This is a genomic window from Novosphingobium sp. AAP1 (assembly GCF_001295765.1).
GTDB lineage: Bacteria > Pseudomonadota > Alphaproteobacteria > Sphingomonadales > Sphingomonadaceae > Novosphingobium > Novosphingobium capsulatum.
Genome location: NZ_LJHO01000002.1, coordinates 569,917 through 589,199 on the forward strand (window position 1 = coordinate 569,917; position 19,283 = coordinate 589,199).

Below are 19,283 nucleotides of genomic sequence, written 5' to 3' on the forward strand. Positions count from 1 at the left end.
CCTGTGGCCACACCTGCCCCTGCCCAAATCCCGCAAAACGCCGCGATCGTGGGCGACGGCATCACGCCGCGCACGTTCAAGCATTTGTCCGCCTTCATCTATGATCAGTGCGGCATCCGCATGCCGGCCGCCAAGCAGACCATGGTGGAAGGCCGGCTGCGCCGCCGCGCCCGTACGCTCCACTTCGAAAAGCTGGAAGAATATTGCCGCTTCGTCTTGGGTGAAGGCGCCGGCAGCGACGAGGTGGTGCATCTGATCAATGCCGTCACCACCAACAAGACCGATTTCTTTCGCGAACCGCGCCATTTCGAACGCCTGGCGCAGAACATCCTGCCCGGTTTTGCGGCCAAGCGCCGCCAACTGGTGCGCGCCTGGAGTGCGGCCTGCTCCACCGGAGCCGAACCTTACACCCTGGCCATGGTCATGGACGATTTTGCGCAAGCCAACGGCGGGCCCGATTACGCGATCCTCGCCACTGATCTTGATACCAACGTGCTCGCCACCGCCCAGAAGGGCATCTATCCGCGCGAGATGATGGAGCCGGTGCCGGCCCTGCTGCGCCAACGCTATGTCGGGATGGGCCAGGGGGCCAGAGCGAACGAGGCACGCATCCACCCTGGGCTGCGCGCCAAGGTGGGCTTTGCCCAGCTCAACCTGATGGAGCCGACCTATGCCATCGGCCATCAGGTTGACCTGATCTTTTGCCGCAACGTGCTGATCTATTTCGACAAGCCGACCCAGAAAAAGGTGGTGTCGCGCCTGGTCGAATGCCTGGCGCCGGGCGGATACCTGTTCGTGGGCCATTCGGAATCGATCGCCGGCTTCGATCTGCCGCTCGATTCTGTCGGCAACACCATATTCCAGAGGAGATAGACCGATGCCGGCCCCCAAGATCCGCGTCCTGGTCATCGACGACAGCGCCAGCGTGCGCCAGACCATGAAAGCCATCCTGGAAGAAGATCCCGAACTGGAAGTGGTGGCGACGGCAGCCGATCCCTTTGCCGCCGCCCGCCACATCCAGGAACAGGTGCCCGACGTGATCACGCTCGACGTGGAAATGCCGCGCATGGATGGCATCACGTTCCTGCGCAAGCTGATGCAGCAATGCCCCGTGCCGGTGGTGATGTGCTCGTCGCTGACCGAGGAAGGCTCGGATACGCTGCTCGAAGCCATGCATGCGGGCGCAGTCGACGTGATCCTGAAACCGCGCGTGGGCGTGGCCGATCACCTTTCCGAAAGCCGGCTGATGATCCGCGACACGGTCAAGGCAGCCGCGCGGGCCAAGGTGCGTGGCGGCCGCCGCTCTGCCGCAGCCAGCGCGCCGCCCTCGCTCCATCCCCAGCCCAAGCTGACCGCCGATGCCGTGTTGCCGCCTCCCCCGGCACGCGCCGCGGGCAGCAAGGCGATGAGCCGCACCACCGAAATGGTGGTGTGCATCGGCGCCTCCACCGGCGGCACCGAAGCCTTGCGCGAAGTGCTGGAAGCGCTGCCCGCCAATTCGCCCGGCATCGTCATCGTCCAGCACATGCCCGAACATTTCACCCGCGCCTTTGCCCGCCGGCTCGATGGCCTGTGCGAGGTATCGGTGAAGGAGGCCGAAGACGGCGACACCGTGATGCGCGGCCACGTGCTGATCGCGCCTGGCGGCAAGCATACGCTGCTCGAACGCCAGGGCGCGCGCTACCTTGTCTCGGTGCGCGACGGGCCACTGGTCAGCCGGCATCGTCCCTCGGTCGATGTGCTGTTCCGCTCCGCCGCGCGCTGCGCCGGATCGAACGCAGTGGGGATCATCATGACCGGCATGGGTGACGATGGCGCGCGGGGGCTGCTGGAAATGAAGGAGGCCGGCGCGCGCACTGTCGCCCAGGACGAAGCCACCTCCATCGTGTTCGGCATGCCCAAGGAAGCGATCGCGCGCGGCGCCGCCGATCGCATCGTGCCGCTTGGCGCGATCGCCCAGGAACTGTTGCAGGCTACGGCGCGATAAGGAGAGCCGCGATGCAACCCGAACCGCTGATGCCGCCCATGGCAGATACCCCGCCGCCGCCGGCCGATGCCGCGCTCACCGCGCCATTGCGCCTGCGCCTGGCGGATATCCTGCATGGTCTCGACGATCATTTCACCCGCATCGGCACCACGCTGGAGCGGACGGTAGAGGCTATTTCGGCTGTGGTTGGCACCCTCGGCCAGATCAGCGCCGCCCTGGGCGATGGCGATGGTTCGGGCGCGGTGGGAAACCTCACCCGCGCGGCCAAGCGGCTTTACAGCGTGGCCGATCAGGCCGCCCGTCGGGCCGACCAGGTGGGCCACATCCGCGCCGTATCGGCCCGCCTCACGGCACAAATCCATGATCTGCAACGCACGCTCGATGCGCTCAAGATCTATGGCATGAACGTCAAGATTGCTGCGGGTGGCGCGCGCGACTTTGTCGATTTCGCCGATCTCATGGCGCAGAAACTGGACATGGGCAAAGCCGACGCCGCCGGCTTCGACGGGCGTCTGGCCGAGCTGGAAGCCGGCCTTGCCAGCATGCTGCGATCGGATTCGCGGCTGGTCAACGAATGCGCGCGCGTGGTGCCACAGGTGCCAGACCGCCTGATCCGCGATGCCGGCGCGCTGGCCAGTCACCAGGATGGCCTGGCCGCGATGGCGCGCACAACCGGAGAGATCGCCGCGACGATCCAGGCCAAGGTCGCGACCGTGCTGGGCGCCATCCAGATCGGCGATATTGCCCGCCAGCGGTTGGAACATGTGTTGGCCGGATGCGAGATGCTCGACGCGCACCTGGGCGGGCGCCCGCCCGGCTCCCCCGCCGAAGAGGCGGCCTGCCACCATGTGCTGGCCCTGCTGCACGCCCAGCTTGAAGAAACCGCCATCGATTTCCGCCGCGAAACGCTGGTGCTTGTGGGATCGCTGCACGATCTTGAGCCTGAGGCCAACCGCCTGCTGGCGTTGCAGGCCCCCGCCGCGCCGGCCGATCACGATCCCGCGCAGCAGCATGCCGGCGAAGCGGCGTTCCTGCGCGAGCTGGAAAGCGGGATTGCCGAAGCCACCGCCATGATCGCGCAACTGCAAGAGGCAGATGCCCAGGCCGAACAGACGCTGGGCCTGATCATCGCCACCGTGGCTGACCTCATAGCCCGTGCCGCCGCAATCCGTCACTTGCGGGTCGACGTGCAACTGATGGCGATCAATATCGGCCTGTCCTGCCGGCGGGTTGAAGCGATCGGCCGGCCCATGACCGTCATCGCCAACGAAATTCGCAGCCACGCCGAAACGCTGGACGGTGCGGTCACGCATATCAACGCCGCCGCCAGCGATCTCGACGGATGCTCGGCCGCGATGCGCGGCACAGACCGTTCCGGCGAGGTCGGCACTGGCGACGAACTCGCGCTCTCGCTGGCGATGATCCGCCAAGGCGCGCAGCGCACGGAACAGGCCATCGCCGTGGCCAGCCAGCAGAGCGACACCATCGCCACCATGCTGCGCAAGACGCGGGACGAACTGGAAGTGAGCCTCGACCTGGCCAAGACGATCGAGGCGATCGCGGTGCGCACCGCCGACCTTGCCGGCAGTGGCAACAGCGATGATCCCGCCGCCCATGCTGCGATCGCCGCGCTGATGAACGCGCTGGGACAGATCTATACCATGGCGAGTGAACGCGTGGTGCACGATCGCTTTCTCCTGCACGGGATGGTGCCGCTCGCCAACAGCCAGCCCACGTCCGGCTTTGGTCCCGGTGACGCCCAAGACGATGACGACGACGCCTTGTTCGACGACGCACTGTTCTGATCTGCGGCGGCGGCGAATGCGACGCAGGCAGCACCCGTGCTGGACCTGCGCGCCTGCCTGCCTATAGTCTGCGGCATATGAACCAAGTCGCGATCCCGCCAATGCTTGCCACACCCGGTGGTCCCTCCCGTGGCAGACCGCGGCAGTTCGATCCCGATGCAGCCTTGCTCGCCGCTCTGCACGTGTTCTGGACACGCGGCTATGACGGCGCTTCGTTGTCTGACCTGACGGAGGCGATGGGGATTACCCGGCCCAGCCTCTATGCCTGCTTTGGCAACAAGGAATCCTTGTTTCGCAAGGCCTTGGACCTTTACGAGCGGGACAAGCTGGCGTTCATGACCCAAGCGCTTTTGGCGCCAACCGCGCGCGGTGTGGCGGCGGCCATGCTACGCGATGCCCTGGCAATGTTGACCACCAGCGAGGGCGGACGGGCGTGCTTTGGCGTGATGCACGCAGTCGCTTCCTCCACCTATGACGAATCGATGCGCCAAGAAGTGATTACCCGCCGCGCTGCCTATGAGCAGGCGCTGCTTGCACGGTTCGAGCGGGCCGAGGCGGAGGGCGATTTTCCCGGATACACCGCGCAGGCGCTATGCGCCTATTGCCTGTGCCTGTTGAGCGGAATGAGCGTCCAAGCCGGTTCAGGTGCTGATTTTGCGCGCCTTCATACGATCGTCGAAACCGCCTTGGCACTCTGGCCGGGGCGTTGAGCAACGCCCGCCGTTTGCGATACCGAGCGGTATATAAACTTGTTGACGCGGCATCTGCGGGTTTCTATACCAATTGGTATTGAAAGTCGCGGGGCCAGCCGGCTTCTCCCCCCATTGGCCGGCATCCCCCCATCCCCATGGTCCCTCGCGGGCTTTCTTTATTCGACGCGTCCCCCGCGCGTCGGCAAAGGGCGGCCGGGCAATAGGCTTTTTCGTAAAGCAGCCCGGCCGGGCCTGGCCCCGGTTTCGTCGATGCGCGTGCGTGCCCGCTATTGCGCGTTGACGAAACCGGTTCCCTGCAAGCTAATTTGCACAGCAACACCGATTGCAGCTGTCGTTTTCTCCTAACTCATGTCAGTTTGTTGCAATTACTCGGCGTAGATCACCGTACCCCGTATCGCTACGGTATTGGTTGCCGAGCCTGCAATCTAAGGCTGATTTCGGTTATAACTGAACAGGTTCGGTCTGCCGAACCGGGATGGGCGAGATCAACGTGGCGCAACGCACCGTTCACATCGTGGATAGCGATGCCCTGCATCGTCGGGATCTGGCACAATTGATACGTCAGCAAGGGCTGGACTGTCATCCTTTTGCCGCGTCTGCCGATCTGGCAGACGCGCTGGGCTATCTTCCCGCCGGCTGCGTCCTGCTGGCCTGGCGCACGCCTGAGCCCCCTGCCCAAGCCACGCCCATCGCCGGCGAAGAGGAAGGCCCTGGCCCGATGGTGCGCGCGGTCCTTTCGCAACGGCCAGAGATGGCCGTGATCGTCATGGCCGTTTCCCCTACGATCCCGCAGGTGGTCCAGGCCCTGCGCGCCGGCGCCGTGGATTTCCTGGAAATGCCGGTTCAGGCCGATGCCTTGCGCCCGGTCCTCGAACACGGCTTTTCGATCCTGCCCGCTCGCGTCGCCCAGCAGCAGCGCGTGGGCCAGGCTACGGCCTTGACCACACAACTGACCCCGCGCGAGCAGGAAGTGCTGCGGGGCGTGGTTGCCGGGCTGACCAACCGCGCCATTGCCGAACGGCTAAGGATCGGGGTACGCACAGTGGAAATGCACCGGGGCAACATCATGCAAAAGCTGCAAATGGACAATCTGGCTGCCCTGATCCGTTTCGCCGTGTTCACCGGCGTTCTGGATCAAGGGCTTGATGCAGCCTGAGGGTGGGGCCACCGTGCAGCATTGGCTCTATGCCAGCAATTGCGCCGTTGCGCCCGCCTGGGCCGGTCCTACCGTAGAGGCCCTGGTTGCCCACGCGGCGCTGCGCAATGCCGAATGCGGCCTCAGCGGCGCCCTGCTGTTTACCGGGCAGCATTTCATCCAGGCACTGGAAGGCCCCGCCACCGCACTGGCGCAGATGCGAAGCACGATCTGTGATGATGTGCGCCACACCCACATCATGACGCTGGCCGAAGGCACGCTGCCCTATCGCCGTTTCGATGGCTGGGCACTCGCCTATGCCGGGGCATCAGTCTATCTGGCCGGCCAGGTTCGCACGGCCATGGCCGATGGTGCACCCGCGCTACTAAGCCTGTTGCAGGCGTTTGCCAGGCCCCTGCCCGGCGCGAACCCCGGCTGCGGCCAGCATCGTGCGACGTGATCAACATTTGTTAACCCCGCAATCGCAATCTGCACGTAATCATTGAGCCCGCCTGCGCCGCAGGCGGTGCCATGTGGAGAGAGCGCCGGTGCCCCGAACGACGTTTCCGGCCGGTGCCGGCGCGGATGCCGCTGCCGGCGGGCCAGCACTGGCCGACCGCATCTATGCCGAACTCGTGCGCGGGCTCTATGCCACGCCATTGCAAGCGATCTACATGGCGGTGATCTTTGCCGCCTATCTCGCCCTGATGATCCACGACACAGGGGATCGCGTGATCATGGTACTGGGTTGCCTGGCGGCTTGTGCCTGGACCACGCGGATCATCCTGGCGGTGCGCTTGCGTCACCGCGCCCTGACCGCCCTGCTCGACCGGCCCGCCGCGCGCCGGCTGGAACTGCTGTTCGCTATCCCCTATGGCAGCTTTGCCGGGTTGCTCGGCCTGATCGGGGCGCGGGTGATCCACCTGGATCGTGGCGATGCGCGGGCCCTGACGATCTGCGTGCTTGTCGGGTTTTGTGCAGGCGTGGCGACCGGCGTTGGCGCCCGGCCGCGTCTTGCCTCGCTGTTCATGGCCCTGGCGATGACACCAACCCTGCTGCTCGCGCTGGCCGAGGCCCGCCCTTTGACGATCGGGCTGGCGTTTATCGCCACGGCTTTCGTGATCGGCGGCCGACAGTCGCTGCGCATGCGCCATGACATGGTCAAGGCTGAGATCGGCCATCGGCTGGTCTCGCTCTCGCTGGCCCGGCGCGACAACCTGACCGCCCTGCCCAATCGCCTCGCCCTGCGCGAGCATTTCGAGGCCAATGCTGCCGTCATGTCTCCCCACGGCCTCGTCGCCGTACATTATCTCGATCTCGATGGCTTCAAGCCAGTCAACGATGCCTATGGCCACGGCACTGGCGATCGCCTGCTGGAACAAGTGGCCAATCGCCTGCGCGGCGCGATCCGCAATGGCGATATCGTTGCGCGCCTGGGCGGCGATGAATTTGCCGTCGTGCAATTTGGCCTGTCACGCAGCGAAGAGGCCGGTCTTCTCGCGCAGCGCCTGCGCACCACGATCGCCGAGCCGTTCGAGGTGGATGACCATGTCATCCTGATCTCCACCTGTGTGGGCAGCGTGGTGAGCGACAATCGCGCCGATCAGCTCGATGCGCTGCTGCAGGAGGCGGACGCGCGCCTGTACCAGGCCAAGCGCGAGCGCGGCGCCAATCGCCGCCGCGTCGCCTGAGGCTGCGTCAGATCTCGCTCAATTCGGCGACCAGGTCATAGGCATCGCCACGATAATAGCTGTGGGTGATTTCGATCACCCGACCATCGGGCAGAAACGCCCGGCGTTCGATGAACAGGCACGGATCGCCGGCAGCGATGCCCAGTAGATCGGCCATCTCCGCCGGAAAGCCGATCGCGCGCACGCGCTGCAGCGCCCGCACCGGCCTGTGCCCAGCCTGTTGCAAGGCCGTGTAGAGCGAGTTCTCGACCGTCGCGACCGAAGGCAGGCCCCAACCCGGCACGGTGGCGCCTTCAAGCGCCATGGTCACGCCATCGGCGTAACGGATGCGCTGGAAGCGATAGACTTTCGAGCCCGGCGACAGGCCCAGCGATAGCGATTCCTCGGGCGTAACGAGGCCTTCGGAACGATCGATCCACTTGTTGCCGGGCTTGCGCCCGCGCGCCATCATGTCTTCCGAAAACGATGACAGCGCCGAAAAGCTCTTTTCCACGCGGCCGCTGCTGGCTTTCTGAAGGTTTTCCGAGACAAAGGTGCCCGCGCCCTGGCGCCTTTCCAGCAAGCCTTCTTCCACCAGGCCATCGATCGCCTTGCGGATCGTGACGCGCGACAGCCCGTATTCCTCGCAAAGGTCGCGCTCGCTGGGCAGAGCGGCGCCGGCGGCAAGGCGACGGCTGTCTACCGCGTGACGAATAAGCTTTTGCAGCCGCATGTAGCGTGGGCCGGCTTCGTTTTCCCGAAGCGCACCAATCTGATCAACGAAGGCCATGGCTCTCCTTTACGCCCAAGCACTACGCCGCCCGGGAACCGAGAACAACAGGGATTTTATCTGTATGGCAATGGTTATGGATTGAACTCACACCCAATCAAGGCGCTGGGCAAGAATCGGGACGTTGTTCGAATGCATGCCGTGGCGCGATTCTGCCGTTGGACCAGCGTGATGGCCGCATTTTTCGGTCCGATATGGAAAATTCATGTGTTTGCGTGGCTGACCCCGGATGTGTCGCTGAGCCTGCGCTTGCCTCATACCGCATATGCGCAATCGCGCCGTCATGAAGGCGATGCGCAGAACCGTTACAGTTGTTATCGCGTGCCCCAATCCGCTGATTGAGCGGAGCCTGACGATGGGGCCTGCAGCGCAGCCGACGTAGGCGCAAGCCAACCCTGTTTACGGCAATTTCCGTTGTCGCGTCGGGATATTCGGCAATATCGCTGGCTATCGCCAGGCCTGTGCAACCTTACGCAAGCGCCCGGACATGCAGACGCCGAAAGATCGTTAACGTCAGCGCATGGATTGCTGCCGGAAAACCGGCCTCCTGCGTGCTGCAACGCGTCATGATCTGGCTATGGCCCCAGACAATGACGGTGCCAACGTGCCGTAGCGGTGGAAAACGCGCCGGCGAATGAACGCAAACCCATGGTTCTTCGTCTCTCCGCCGATTTACAGCGCGCAAATCAGGCGTTAGGCCCCACGCAGCATTTTGGAGAAACGCTACCATGAACACTACTGAACTTGTCGATGCCGTTGCCGCCAGCCAGGGCATTGCCAAGGCCGAGGTCCGCAAGACGGTCGACGCCGTTTTCGCCGCCATCGCCGAAGCCGCTGCCAAGGGTGAGGAAATCTCGCTGAACGCGTTCGGCAAGTTCAAGGTCAAGGACGTGCCGGCCCGCGAAGGCCGCAATCCCTCGACCGGCGAACCGATCCAGATCGCGGCTTCGCGCAAGCTCAGCTTCGCGCCGGCCAAGGCTCTCAAGGACAAGCTGAACGGCTAATCGCCGCTGCTGGCTTTTTCCCCTCGGAAAGGCGTTTCGTGGATTTCGACGACCAGATGCGCCGCTACTTCGGCGCTGCCGATCCTGCATCGGTAGCGCCAGCGGCACTGGCCGCGGGCATGGAACGCCTTTCCGTGGATTTTGGCCTGGAGCATGATCCCGGCCGGCGCTTTGCGATGTGGGCGTTGATGCACATCCTGGGCAATGCGCCCGATCTCGACGTGGCCTTTCCCGATCCTGCCGAGCGGGACGCTGCGCGCAACTTCATGGATATGCTGGACCAGCTCCAGGCGCAGGCCCCCACCGACCCCGCTTGAGCGCCCATCGCGCCGCGCAGGCTTTCCCAGCGACGCCGATCAGCTTCACGTGATCGTGACGATCTCCACCGCTTCGGCCTTGCCACCAAAATCCACATATTCGCCCGCTTCGGCGCCCATGATCGCGCGCGCCAGCGGCGCGGAAAACGCCAGCAGGCCTGCCGCTGGGTCGGCCTCGTCGTCGCCGACGAGCGTGACCGTCCGCTCCCGACCGTTGTGCACCAGCGTGACCGTGGAACCGAACTCCACCACGTCACCGGCCGGCGCAGGCATTACCTGGGCGGTGGCCAGGCGCGTACTCCAATAGCGCAGATCGCGGCGCGCGGCCTTGAGCGCCTCCTCATCCTGCAGCGTGGCGATCAATGCCTCCACCTCTGCCACTCTGGCGCTCAATTGCGCCAGGCCACGCGCCGTTACCAGATTGGGCCCAGCCGGGATCGGCCGCTCGAACTTGGGTTCGAGATGCTCGTCATCACTTTCGCGGCGGAACGCAACGCTCATGCCTGGTCCTTGGTCAGCAGGGGTGGGTCCCCCCTCTTGCCCGCTTTGCGCGACAGAGCAAGAGCAGCCACCGCCCCACGAGCGCAGACCATAAAAAGCCGGCGGGCAAAAGCGCAAGCCTTGCCCGCCGGCAGCAGGGTGAAATAGAGTTGCGAGCGTCACAATGCCCTGCGCGCACCGAAAAGGCCAGAGGGGCCAGCAAGCCATTTCTCTGCGTGAAATGCTTGGCGGCATGGCCATGCTGTTTCACAAGGATTGCCAGCCATGTCACTCGCCTATGTTCTCGATGCCCCGGCCCATGCCATTGCCCAGGCGCTGGCGGCCGATGCCAACGGCGATGTCTGGACCGGTGGCGCGGTGAACCCGGGCGGCTATGCTCCGGTGGTGGTGCGCGGCCGCGATGGCCGGCGGCGCCTGGTGCCGCGCCAATGGGGCGTGCCACCACCGCCCCGCGGGCAGCATGTGGTGACGACGGTGCGCAATGTGGAAAGCCCGTTCTGGATAGGCACTTTGCGCCATCCCGAGATGCGCTGCCTGGTGCCGGCCACGCATTTTCGCGCAGGCGGCGCACGGCGGTGGTGGCGATCGCCCGATGCGCCGATCATGGCCTTTGCCGGCATCTGGCGCGATTCCGAAGTGCCCAGCTTTGCCATCCTGACCGTTGGTGTCGACGCGCTATCGGGCCCAGCCAATCCCCCCGCCTCCGTCCCCCTGCTGCTGACGGCGCCGCAACAGGCGCGCTGGCTGGCGCAAGGCTGGAAGGAGGTGGACACGCTGGTCCAGGCGCTTCACCCCGATCGGATCATGCCACTGGGCGATTGAGCGGCGGCTGCTTTTTACGAACCGTACCCAAGCCTGCCTTACGCGCCCGCCTATTTTGCACCGAATAACAGTTTTTTTTGGAAACTGATCTTGGCTTTGCGCGTTGGCGACACCATTGGAGTTTTTACGGACCGTCATGTCAAAGCGCTGCGCCACTGGCGCGGTGCGCATTCTATCGAGCGGAAATGAGACAGGAATTCAATCAACACGGCGGGGTGGCGATCATCCGCGCCAAGGATTTTACCCCCACCGAAGTCAGCCGCCCGGTGCCCCGCGTAGGCGTGGTGAGCAATCCGCGCAGCCACCGCAACAACGGCGGCTCACGCCCGACCGAACTGCCCGAGGCCGTCGTGTTCAAGCGCGAACCCTCATCGCGCAACGAACTGGTCAGCATCATCACCCAGTTTGCCAACGAAGGCGTCGAACTCATTGTAATCGATGGCGGCGACGGCACCGTACGTGATGTCTTGAGCGTGGCGCACATGGTGTATCGCGGGGCATTGCCGCGCGTGGCGGTGATCCCCTCGGGCAAGACCAACGCGCTGGCGTTCGATCTGGCCTTGCCCGCGCACTGGAGCCTGGGCGACGCGATCCGAGCGCACATGGAAAACCGCGTCGCCGACCGCGCGCCGGTGCATATTCACTGGAACAACAATGCCCTGCCCGACCAGCTCGGCTTTATCTTTGGCCTGGGCGTGTTCAGCCGCGCAACGTTGCTGGCGCAGCGCGTTCACCGCAAGGGCATGTTCAACGCCATCGCGGTGGCAATGACCGTGCTGATGGCCTTGCTGAAGAGCCTGTTCGGCGGGCCGCGCAACAGCTGGCGCCGTGGCGACATGGCGCGGGTGTCGCGCGATGGCGTGGAGATCTTTGCCGAACGCGTCTATCTCATGCTGGCCTCGACCTTGCGGCAGATGCCGGTGGGCCTGCGCCCGTTCGGTCGCATCCGCGACGGGCTAAAGTTCCTTACCGTCAAGGCCCCGCCCCGTGCCCTGCACCGCAATTTCCTGGCGGTGATCAAGGGACGGGAATCGCCGGCATTGGAAGCAGATGGCTATATCCGCCGCGATGCGGACAAGGTCTATCTCTCGCTCGACCGGGGCTTCATCCTTGATGGCGAGCAGTTTCCCGGCGGCAATCTGATCATCAGCCGGGGCCGGCCGATCCAATTCGTGGTTCCGGCATGAGCCTGAACCAGGCGGTGGCAGCCAGCCTCGCACAACCGGTAAAGCCAGAGATCGTGGCGGCGGCCCGCCAGGTCTGCGCCCGGCTCGGTGGCGATGCCGTGCTGTTTTATGGATCGAACCTGCGGCGTGACGATCTGGAGGGGCTGGTTGATTTCTATGTCCTCCACCGCCGCCCGGCGCGCGGCTTGGCGGCGTTGATCTGGCCCGACGTTGGCTATCATGAAATCGGTCTTGGCGCCGTCACCGTGCGGGCCAAGGTCGCGGTCATGTCCCTGGCGCAATTTCGCCGGGCGGCGCGCGGCGAAAGCATCGATACCACGGTATGGGCGCGGTTCTGCCAGCCTGCCCGGCTGCTCGTGGCCAACGACCTTGCCATGGCTGCTGCGGTCACCCAGGCGGTGGCCGATGCTATTGCCACGGCCGCCCGCTTTGCCCTGGCGCTTGGCCCAGGCCAAGGCCCGGCGCAGGCGTGGTGGCGGGCGCTGTTCCGCCAGACCTATCGCGCCGAACTGCGGGTGGAACCGCCCGCCCGCAGCGACGCCATCCTCTCGGCCGATCCAGCCCATTTTGCCACGATGCTGCCGCTTGCCTGGGCCAGCCAGGGCATCCTGCTGTCTGGCAGCGGCGCGGCCTGGCAACCGGAAGTACCGCAAGGACAGCGCCGCCGCTGGCAGCGCGCCTGGCGGTTGCGCCGCGCGCTGGGCAAGCCGCTCAACGCCCTGCGCCTGGTCAAGGCTGCCTTCACGTTCGAAGGTGCCGCCCGCTATGCCTTGTGGAAGATCGAACGGCATTCCGGCCTGCGTCTGGCGCTGACACCATGGCGCGAACGCCACCCGATCCTGGCCGCACCGGGCGTGTTGTTGCGGCTATGGCAGGCGCGGCGCGCATGACCACATTTTCCGCCCTGATCCTGGCGGGCGCGCGCGGGCCGGACGACCCCGTTGCCGCCAGCGAGGGTCTGCCGGCCAAGGCGCTGGTTCCGGTGGCCGGTGTGCCAATGCTCGCGCGCGTGATCGCGGCGGTGCGCGCCGCCGGAGCCGGGCGCGTGGCTGTCGCTGCGTCTGATCCCGCCATCGCGGCCCTGGCGCAGGAACTGGGCTGCGAACTGGTGCCGGCAGCCCACGGCCCCAGTGAAAGCGCCGCGCGCGGCTTTGCCTCGCTGGGTGCGCCGATGCTGTTGACCACGGCCGATCATGCGCTGTTGCAACCAGCATGGGTTGCCGATTTTCGCGCGGCGGTATCGCGCGATGCCGATGTCTCGGTGCTTTTGGCGCGGCGCGACGTGGTGGAGGCAGCCGTCCCCGAAACGCAGCGCACCTGGCTTCGCTTTGCCGATGGGCAATGGTCGGGCTGCAACCTGTTTCACTTTGCCACGCCCCGCGCCGCGGCCGCGTTTGCGCTATGGCAGGCGGTGGAGCGCGACCGCAAGCGGCCTTGGCGGATCGTCTGGCACCTCGGCCCCCGGCTTCTGCTGCGCTATGCGCTGGGGCGGCTGTCGCTCACCGAGGCGATGGCCACTTTGGGCGGGCGGGCTGGCCTGAGGGTGGAAGCGGTCGCCAGTCCCCACGGGCTGGCGGCTGTCGATGTCGACAAGCCGGCCGATCTGGTGCTGGCGCGGCGGATCGCCGGCCGACTTGGCCCCACCTAGGCGGCTGCTTCGTCCAACCCGTGATGCATGGCATAATGCCACAAGACCGCGCCCAACAACACGCTTGCCGCCACCGATCCGGCGAACACGCTGATGCTGGCGCCCAGGGCTCCGATTTGGGGCAGCAGCACCAGCATCAAGCCAAGTTGCAGCGCCACGGCCGCAGCCCGCGCCACAGTGGCCGACAGCGCGCGATGCACCGAGAGCAGGATCGGCTCGAACGCGGCGGCGGCCAGTTCGATCGCGCCGGCCCCGGCCAGCCACAAGAGATAGACATATCCTGCACCGAACGCGTGCCCGCCCACGGCCATCAACAGATTGCGGCCCGCCAGCGCCACCAGCGCCATCACGGCGCCGGCCGCCAGCAAGCCAGCCAGGCCGACGCGCAGCACCCCGGCGCGAAAGTGCGCGCGCGACGCGGTACGGATCGACCGGACGATTTCGGGAAAGGCGGCCCGCGTGAGCAGGATGGAAATCTTGGACAGGGCATTGGCCAGTTGCGCCGCAAGGCGAAAGGCCCCTGCCGCCTCGGCTCCGACAAAGCCGCCGACCAACAGCAGCGGCGCCTGCCGGGCGGCAAGGCCCAGGGTCGATTGTCCGTTGGTGCTGATCAGCACGCGACCGATCCCCGGATTTTCCGCGCGCGCCTGGCGCCAGCCATGGCGCACCCGCAGCAATCCGCGCACGTCACCGGTTTGCGCCGCCAAGGCCCAGGTTGCGGCCAAGGTCAACAGCTCGGCGATGGCCCAGGCCAGCAGGAAGCCGGCCAATTCCGGCCAAAGCCATTGTGCCAGCGTCGCCCCGACCAGGCGGCCGATTGGTTGCACGCTATCGGCAAGGGCCGCCAGGCGGAACCGATCACGCATGCGCAGAATGCCCGTGGGGGTGGAGCGCAAGGTGATCAGCTGCACCACAGCATAACCGATGGCATAGGGCACCACAGCCGCATCCATGCCGAACGGCGCCGGCCAGAGGGAAAACAGTACAATCACCAAGGCGATGCCCAGGCCGGCGCTGCAGACTTCGATCAGCGCGGCGGCCTGTTCCAGGCGCCAGGTGGCGGCGTTGTCGCCGGCCGCCTCGTGATCGAGGCCATATTGCACGACCACTTTCCACGTTTCGAAGCTGACCAGCATGGCCAGCGTCTGGGCGGTGCCCGTGATCAGGGCAAAGCGGCCGAAATCAGCCAGCCCCAGCGTGCGCGTCGCCATGCCGATATAGACGAGCGAGAGCACGGCCATCAGCGCGTTGCTGGCCAGGAGCCAGCCCAGATTGGCCAGCACCGCGCGCAGCCGCGATCGCGCCGTCACGCCTGGGGTCCGATCGCGCCGCGCCCGGCGGCCAGGTCGCGCAAGGCCTGCGCCGCGCGTTGCACGGCCGGATGGCCTGCCTGATGCGAGACCGTGTCGGCAAAGATCGCCTCTTGTGTGGCGCGAAAGGCATCATGGCGCTGCCATGCGCCAGGGATCAGCGCTGCCAGGCCCGCCGCATCGCGCGCCACGTCGCCAGCCTGCCAGGCCGGATAGGCCCCCTCGCGCGATCGTGGATCGTGCGAGAACGCATCGAGGAACAGCAGCGGCCGGGGTCGGACCAGGAATTCATAAACCTGGCTCGATACGTCGCCGATGTAGGCGTGCGCGGCCAGCGTATAGGTCATGTCGACCAGCGCGGCGCTGCCGGTATCGATCAGGATATTGGCTGCGCTCTGCCAATGCGGGGCGATATCCGGGCGCAGGCGCGCGGTGCGGTATTCCAGCGATACATGAAGTTTCTTGGCAAACAGCATGATATGTGGGGCAAAAATCAGATTGTACGCTTGCCCCGCCGGGCTGGCGAACCAGTCCAGCAGCGCCGGGCCATGATCATACCAGCTCGACAGCAGCGGATCGAAGTGCGGGTTATAGACCAATACGGGATTGCCGTTGGGGAACAGGCGCTTGGACTGGGCAAGATCGATCGTGTCAAACTTGGGGTAGCCAATCACACGCAGTCGCTCGGCCGGGGCGACGCCGCGCGCCACCATCTCGCGCGCGGTCTTGTGACCACTCACCAGGATCAGGTCGAACCCGCCCTTTTCCGGATGATAGGACACCATGCGATCGCCCGCACCGTGGGGCACATAGGCAAACAGCGCCTTGCCCCGCCCTTCGCGGATGGAGAGGCACGTGCGTTCTGCACTGACCACCACACGCGCCGCGTTGATCCGCCCGGCATGATGGCGCAGCCGCATCAGCCGCCGTACCGGCGCCACCTTGTTGGGCAGTGCCAGCGCGGCTTCCAGCCACCCCGGCAACGCCATGTCATACCACGCCACCTGCCCCGCTGCCGGGCCGAGGATGCTTTCCACGCGCGCGCGGATGGCCGGCGTGGCTACCGCGCAGGTGACGGTACGGCCATCGGCACCCGTCTTCACCATCGCGCGCGCGATGCCGGCAATATGCGCCACCTGGTGCGGGGCATCGTGGTTGAACAGAAACAGAATGTCGTCCGCCATGGGCTGGCGGTCACCCAATTCCGGGCGAATTGCAACTCTTTCCCGCCGGGCAAGAGCATGCCCACCGCCCCCATCAGACAGGAGAAGCGAACGTGCCAACAACGCCATGGGTATGGGCGGGCGCCACAGTGTTCCTCGCGTTTTTGCCGCTGAGCGCACTTGCGCAGATACCCGCCACGCCACCGGCCATGCCAGCAGCGCAAAGCCGCACACCCGACCGGGAATGCCTTCCGGGACAACCCTCACTTACCGTGGAGGTCAGCGGCTTTATCAACGACAAGGGGACGGTGCGCGCCCAGCTTTACGGGCCGGGTGGCGCGCGCTTTCTCGACAAGGGGCAATGGGCAATGCGGATCGAGCAGCGCCGCCATGGTGGTGGTCCGATCCGCTTTTGCTTTCCGATCAGCCAACCGGGCGACTATGCCGTGGCGGTGCGCCACGATGCCAACGCCAACGGCAAATCCGATTGGAACGATGGTGGAGGTTTTACCCGCAATCCGCATCTCTCGGTGTTCAAGTTGAAGCCCGCGTTTGCCGCCACGGCCGTGGCTATCACCAACCGGCCGATCAGCGTGCCGGTTATCATGCAGTATCGCAAAGGGCTGATTATCGGGCCATCAGGCCGGTGACGGCGCCAGTTGTGCGGGCAAGACCAGGCGCACCAGGTCGGCTGCATCGGGGCTGGCCAGAAACGTGAGTGCCGGGGCATAGGCGATCTCGAACAAGAGCGCGCCGAGGGTTTCCGGCTGCGCCGGACCATCGGGGAAGCGTTGCCGCAGATAGCCGCCAAGTTCGCGCCAGCCCCGTCGCACGATTTCCTCAAGCCGCTCAAGGCAGGGCGATCCGGGCGGCGAGGTGCGGGCCAGTTCCAGCACCGACAGGGACCATCCGCCATGGCGCGAACGCTCCTGCGCCCAGGCGGCCACCACGTCCACCACCCCGGCGGCATCGGTGGCGCCGTCAAGGTCGGCCAGCAAATCGCCAAGGCTGCGAAGCGCTTCGGCGCTCAACACTTCGAGATAGATCGCTTCCTTGCTGTCGAAATTGGAATAGACCGCGCCCTTGGTGAAGCCGGCCGCATCGGCAATGCGTTCGAGCGAGGTGATCGCATAGCCATCGCGCCGAAACAGATCGGTTGCCGCCTGCAGCAGCCGTTCGCGCGTACGCGCCTGGCTTTCGCTGCGCTTCAATCGGGCCAAACTCGTTATCCCCTCGTGGTCCACGTCTGGCGCGGTTCACGTCGCCAAGAACCGAGGATTAAGCGGAGCCAAGCCGGCTAGGCAAGGCCCTCGCCCAAAAACAGCGTCAGTCGCTGATGCCGATGCGGATCGGCATCGCGGCGTCATCGCCTTCGGGATAGATCACGTCGGGCGCGATCACCACGCGGTTGCGGCCCTGGTGCTTGGCCGCATAGAGCGCGGCATCGGCGGTGCGATAGAGCGCGGCGAAATCGTCTCCGGTCCGCGCCATGGCGACGCCCACGCTCACCGTTACCTGCCCACGCCCGAAAAACGGGGAATGGTCGCAATCACCCAGCCCCGTGCGTACGCTTTCGGCGAGTTGCAGGGCGGCAAAGCGGCCCATGCCGGTGGCGAGCAAGGCAAACTCCTCTCCGCCCAGGCGCGCTGTCACACACATTGCCCCGTCCCAACGCGCGAGCCGCCGCGCCAGCGTTACCAGCACGACATCGCCGGCGTCGTGGCCATGGGCGTCGTTGATCGCCTTGAAGCGGTCGACATCGAGCAGCAGGAGCGCCACACCCTGGCTATCGTCCAACACCGCGTCTGGCGCCTGGGTTACACGGTCGAGCAGCGGGGTGATCGCGTCGGTGAAACCACGGCGATTGCGCAACCCGGTCAGCGGATCGCGCCGGGCCTGCTCCTGCGCTGCTGCTTCAGCAACGAGGGCGCGGTCACGCTCGATCCGCATGCCCATGAAGCGCCGGGTGGCCGCAACCGACAGCCACACCGTCTGCCAGGCCGATGCGGCCAGGACCAGCATCTGCGACCCCCCGCCCCATACGGCGTGGCTGAAATCCACGACCGACGACAGGCCGAGCGCCAGCATCGGCACAGCCCATGCGCCCACAAACGCACGCGCGGCGCTGCTGCCCCGCCGCCATGCGGTAATCAGGCACGATCCGGCCAGAACCAGCAGCAGCAAGACCAGGAAGCCCAATGCATTGGCCCAGAACTCCAGCGGCCCGCTGCGCATCAGGCTGAGCGGCACGCCAAGCAGTGCCGTGGCGAGCGCGACCACACGGGTGGTGCGGCCCAGCCAGCGCGGCACGTGCCCAGGATCGATCGCGGTAAGCAGGCTGTAGGTGGCCAAGAGGGTAGCCAGGCACGACAGCGCCGTGCAGATCTGCGCCGAAACGACCCCGGCCAGCCCCGGAAAGAAGAACAGGTGAAACTGCGACCACATCGCTCCCCAGGCGACCATGCAGGTGGCCCAGGCGCCCTGCCAGGCCGGGAATTGCCGTCGCACCGCGAACGCGAGCCCGAAATTGTAGACCGCGCCCAACGCCAGCAGCATCAGCATCGCGCCGATCATGCTGGCCATTGCCGTGGCCTGGATCTGCGCCTGGCCGCCATCGATCAGGCGCATGCGAAGCATAGGTGCCGATGCCACTCGATCGAACCGCAACATCACGCCAACCAGCGCGGCATCGCGCTGCGGCGGCACGAACGCGATCTGGCCACCCAGGCGCCAGTTCGCGCCATAGGCACCGCGCGCCACCTCCTGCCAATCGGCGGTGCCATCGCCATAGAAAAAGCCCACGTGCAGCGCATCGAACCGCGAGGAATGGACCATCAGCACCGGCGTTGGCCCCGCCTGCGCCAGAGTTTGCGCGTTAACCTTGAGCCAGAGGCTGGCGCGTTGGTAATCGCGCGGCTCGCCATGGCAGGAAAAGCGCGTAGGCAGGGTGGCGTCGTGGCCAAGTGCCGGCGTGGCGCCCGTGGCATGGCAGGCATTTTCCAAGGTAATCCATTGGTCAGGCGCGCCAGCCAGGGCCGGCTGTGCCACCGCCAGGGCCAGGCAAGACAAGATCAGCCGCACCGCACGCCCCAGCATGCGCCGCCCCCCATCCATCGCTGCGTCCAAACCACTCATGCAGCGGCATTTACCACAAATACCTATGTAAATGATTACCGGATTGAAAACCAGCCCGACGCGGGGGGCGCGCCGGGCCGGCGGGGTGGCAACCGG

At 65.8% G+C, this 19,283-nt stretch carries 20 protein-coding genes and 1 pseudogene; 15 read left to right on the forward strand and 6 right to left on the reverse strand.

What is annotated here, in order from left to right; all coding sequences use genetic code 11:
- Window positions 1-3: 3 nt before the first annotated feature.
- The 7 genes from IP65_RS06500 (at window position 4) to IP65_RS06530 (ending at window position 7,331) form a co-directional block, all read left to right on the forward strand.
- Window positions 4-873, forward strand: coding sequence for a protein-glutamate O-methyltransferase CheR (locus IP65_RS06500; RefSeq protein ID WP_022678503.1), 870 nt, complete (start codon window positions 4-6; stop codon window positions 871-873).
- A 4-nt stretch (window positions 874-877) separates the two neighbouring features.
- Complete coding sequence (locus IP65_RS06505; protein WP_054131145.1) at window positions 878-1,987, forward strand: chemotaxis response regulator protein-glutamate methylesterase; 1,110 nt, start codon at window positions 878-880, stop codon at window positions 1,985-1,987.
- Window positions 1,988-1,998: 11 nt separating this feature from the next.
- Complete coding sequence (locus IP65_RS06510) at window positions 1,999-3,792, forward strand: hypothetical protein (RefSeq protein ID WP_054131146.1); 1,794 nt, start codon at window positions 1,999-2,001, stop codon at window positions 3,790-3,792.
- A 77-nt stretch (window positions 3,793-3,869) separates the two neighbouring features.
- On the forward strand, window positions 3,870-4,502 hold the full coding sequence (locus IP65_RS06515) for a TetR/AcrR family transcriptional regulator (protein WP_022678505.1): 633 nt from the start codon (window positions 3,870-3,872) through the stop codon (window positions 4,500-4,502).
- 478 nt (window positions 4,503-4,980) lie between these two features.
- The gene (locus IP65_RS06520) at window positions 4,981-5,661 is read left to right on the forward strand and encodes a response regulator transcription factor (protein WP_022678506.1); all 681 of its coding nucleotides are present in this window, start codon (window positions 4,981-4,983) and stop codon (window positions 5,659-5,661) included.
- Window positions 5,651-6,100, forward strand: a complete 450-nt coding sequence (locus IP65_RS06525; RefSeq protein WP_022678507.1) for a BLUF domain-containing protein — start codon at window positions 5,651-5,653, stop codon at window positions 6,098-6,100. Before IP65_RS06520 ends, IP65_RS06525 begins: the two co-directional genes overlap by 11 nt.
- An 88-nt stretch (window positions 6,101-6,188) precedes the next feature.
- On the forward strand, window positions 6,189-7,331 hold the full coding sequence (locus tag IP65_RS06530) for a GGDEF domain-containing protein (protein WP_022678508.1): 1,143 nt from the start codon (window positions 6,189-6,191) through the stop codon (window positions 7,329-7,331).
- 7 nt (window positions 7,332-7,338) lie between these two features.
- Here the strand turns inward: IP65_RS06530 and IP65_RS06535 are convergent, their stop codons facing one another.
- Window positions 7,339-8,100 (reverse strand): GntR family transcriptional regulator, encoded by a 762-nt coding sequence (locus tag IP65_RS06535; protein WP_022678509.1) that lies wholly within the window; start codon window positions 8,098-8,100, stop codon window positions 7,339-7,341.
- A gap of 171 nt (window positions 8,101-8,271) precedes the next feature.
- Between IP65_RS06535 and IP65_RS06540 the strand changes: the two genes are divergently transcribed.
- From IP65_RS06540 to IP65_RS06550, 3 genes and pseudogenes are all read left to right on the forward strand, one after another.
- Window positions 8,272-8,442, forward strand: a complete 171-nt coding sequence (locus IP65_RS06540; protein WP_156306442.1) for a hypothetical protein — start codon at window positions 8,272-8,274, stop codon at window positions 8,440-8,442.
- Between the two features lie 368 nt (window positions 8,443-8,810).
- Window positions 8,811-9,104, forward strand: a pseudogene (locus IP65_RS06545) (HU family DNA-binding protein); the annotation flags it as partial.
- Between the two features lie 38 nt (window positions 9,105-9,142).
- Window positions 9,143-9,421: a hypothetical protein gene (locus IP65_RS06550; RefSeq protein ID WP_022678512.1), complete on the forward strand. Its 279-nt coding sequence runs from the start codon at window positions 9,143-9,145 to the stop codon at window positions 9,419-9,421.
- A 45-nt stretch (window positions 9,422-9,466) separates the two neighbouring features.
- Here the strand turns inward: IP65_RS06550 and IP65_RS06555 are convergent, their stop codons facing one another.
- Window positions 9,467-9,922: a GreA/GreB family elongation factor gene (locus tag IP65_RS06555; RefSeq protein ID WP_022678513.1), complete on the reverse strand. Its 456-nt coding sequence runs from the start codon at window positions 9,920-9,922 to the stop codon at window positions 9,467-9,469.
- A 264-nt stretch (window positions 9,923-10,186) separates the two neighbouring features.
- On the opposite strand from IP65_RS06555, the gene IP65_RS06560 reads away from it, so the two are divergent.
- The 4 genes from IP65_RS06560 to IP65_RS06575 all read left to right on the forward strand — a co-directional run bounded on the left by IP65_RS06560 (window position 10,187) and on the right by IP65_RS06575 (window position 13,579).
- Window positions 10,187-10,744, forward strand: a complete 558-nt coding sequence (locus tag IP65_RS06560; RefSeq protein WP_022678514.1) for an SOS response-associated peptidase family protein — start codon at window positions 10,187-10,189, stop codon at window positions 10,742-10,744.
- Window positions 10,745-10,929: 185 nt separating this feature from the next.
- Window positions 10,930-11,931, forward strand: coding sequence for a diacylglycerol kinase family protein (locus tag IP65_RS06565; RefSeq protein WP_022678515.1), 1,002 nt, complete (start codon window positions 10,930-10,932; stop codon window positions 11,929-11,931).
- On the forward strand, window positions 11,928-12,821 hold the full coding sequence (locus IP65_RS06570) for a hypothetical protein (protein ID WP_054131147.1): 894 nt from the start codon (window positions 11,928-11,930) through the stop codon (window positions 12,819-12,821). Before IP65_RS06565 ends, IP65_RS06570 begins: the two co-directional genes overlap by 4 nt.
- Window positions 12,818-13,579, forward strand: coding sequence for an NTP transferase domain-containing protein (locus IP65_RS06575; protein ID WP_054131268.1), 762 nt, complete (start codon window positions 12,818-12,820; stop codon window positions 13,577-13,579). The genes IP65_RS06570 and IP65_RS06575 overlap by 4 nt, the downstream gene beginning before the upstream one ends.
- Here IP65_RS06575 and IP65_RS06580 read toward each other — a convergent pair.
- Both IP65_RS06580 and IP65_RS06585 read right to left on the reverse strand, forming a co-directional pair.
- Window positions 13,576-14,889, reverse strand: a complete 1,314-nt coding sequence (locus IP65_RS06580; RefSeq protein ID WP_054131148.1) for a lipopolysaccharide biosynthesis protein — start codon at window positions 14,887-14,889, stop codon at window positions 13,576-13,578. The two genes, IP65_RS06575 and IP65_RS06580, sit on opposite strands and share 4 nt — an antisense overlap.
- Entirely contained in the window at window positions 14,886-16,073 is a 1,188-nt protein-coding gene (locus IP65_RS06585; RefSeq protein ID WP_022675438.1) for a hypothetical protein, read from the reverse strand. Before IP65_RS06585 ends, IP65_RS06580 begins: the two co-directional genes overlap by 4 nt.
- Before the next feature lie 188 nt (window positions 16,074-16,261).
- Between IP65_RS06585 and IP65_RS06590 the strand changes: the two genes are divergently transcribed.
- Complete coding sequence (locus IP65_RS06590; protein WP_022675437.1) at window positions 16,262-16,702, forward strand: DUF2141 domain-containing protein; 441 nt, start codon at window positions 16,262-16,264, stop codon at window positions 16,700-16,702.
- Here the strand turns inward: IP65_RS06590 and IP65_RS06595 are convergent.
- Window positions 16,691-17,263, reverse strand: a complete 573-nt coding sequence (locus IP65_RS06595; RefSeq protein WP_022675436.1) for a TetR/AcrR family transcriptional regulator — start codon at window positions 17,261-17,263, stop codon at window positions 16,691-16,693. The two genes, IP65_RS06590 and IP65_RS06595, sit on opposite strands and share 12 nt — an antisense overlap.
- Before the next feature lie 115 nt (window positions 17,264-17,378).
- Window positions 17,379-19,148, reverse strand: coding sequence for a diguanylate cyclase (locus tag IP65_RS06600; protein ID WP_022675435.1), 1,770 nt, complete (start codon window positions 19,146-19,148; stop codon window positions 17,379-17,381).
- Window positions 19,149-19,283 lie beyond the last annotated feature (135 nt).

Coding starts and splice junctions, on each gene's coding strand:
- IP65_RS06505 (WP_054131145.1), top strand. CDS start 878: ATGCCGGCCCCCAAGATCCGCGTCCTGGTCATCGACGACAGCGCCAGC.
- IP65_RS06510 (WP_054131146.1), top strand. CDS start 1,999: ATGCAACCCGAACCGCTGATGCCGCCCATGGCAGATACCCCGCCGCCG.
- IP65_RS06515 (WP_022678505.1), top strand. CDS start 3,870: ATGAACCAAGTCGCGATCCCGCCAATGCTTGCCACACCCGGTGGTCCC.
- IP65_RS06520 (WP_022678506.1), top strand. CDS start 4,981: ATGGGCGAGATCAACGTGGCGCAACGCACCGTTCACATCGTGGATAGC.
- IP65_RS06525 (WP_022678507.1), top strand. CDS start 5,651: ATGCAGCCTGAGGGTGGGGCCACCGTGCAGCATTGGCTCTATGCCAGC.
- IP65_RS06535 (WP_022678509.1), bottom strand. CDS start 8,100: ATGGCCTTCGTTGATCAGATTGGTGCGCTTCGGGAAAACGAAGCCGGC.
- IP65_RS06540 (WP_156306442.1), top strand. CDS start 8,272: ATGGCCGCATTTTTCGGTCCGATATGGAAAATTCATGTGTTTGCGTGG.
- IP65_RS06555 (WP_022678513.1), bottom strand. CDS start 9,922: ATGAGCGTTGCGTTCCGCCGCGAAAGTGATGACGAGCATCTCGAACCC.
- IP65_RS06560 (WP_022678514.1), top strand. CDS start 10,187: ATGTCACTCGCCTATGTTCTCGATGCCCCGGCCCATGCCATTGCCCAG.
- IP65_RS06565 (WP_022678515.1), top strand. CDS start 10,930: ATGAGACAGGAATTCAATCAACACGGCGGGGTGGCGATCATCCGCGCC.
- IP65_RS06570 (WP_054131147.1), top strand. CDS start 11,928: ATGAGCCTGAACCAGGCGGTGGCAGCCAGCCTCGCACAACCGGTAAAG.
- IP65_RS06575 (WP_054131268.1), top strand. CDS start 12,818: ATGACCACATTTTCCGCCCTGATCCTGGCGGGCGCGCGCGGGCCGGAC.
- IP65_RS06585 (WP_022675438.1), bottom strand. CDS start 16,073: ATGGCGGACGACATTCTGTTTCTGTTCAACCACGATGCCCCGCACCAG.
- IP65_RS06590 (WP_022675437.1), top strand. CDS start 16,262: ATGCCAGCAGCGCAAAGCCGCACACCCGACCGGGAATGCCTTCCGGGA.
- IP65_RS06600 (WP_022675435.1), bottom strand. CDS start 19,148: ATGCTGGGGCGTGCGGTGCGGCTGATCTTGTCTTGCCTGGCCCTGGCG.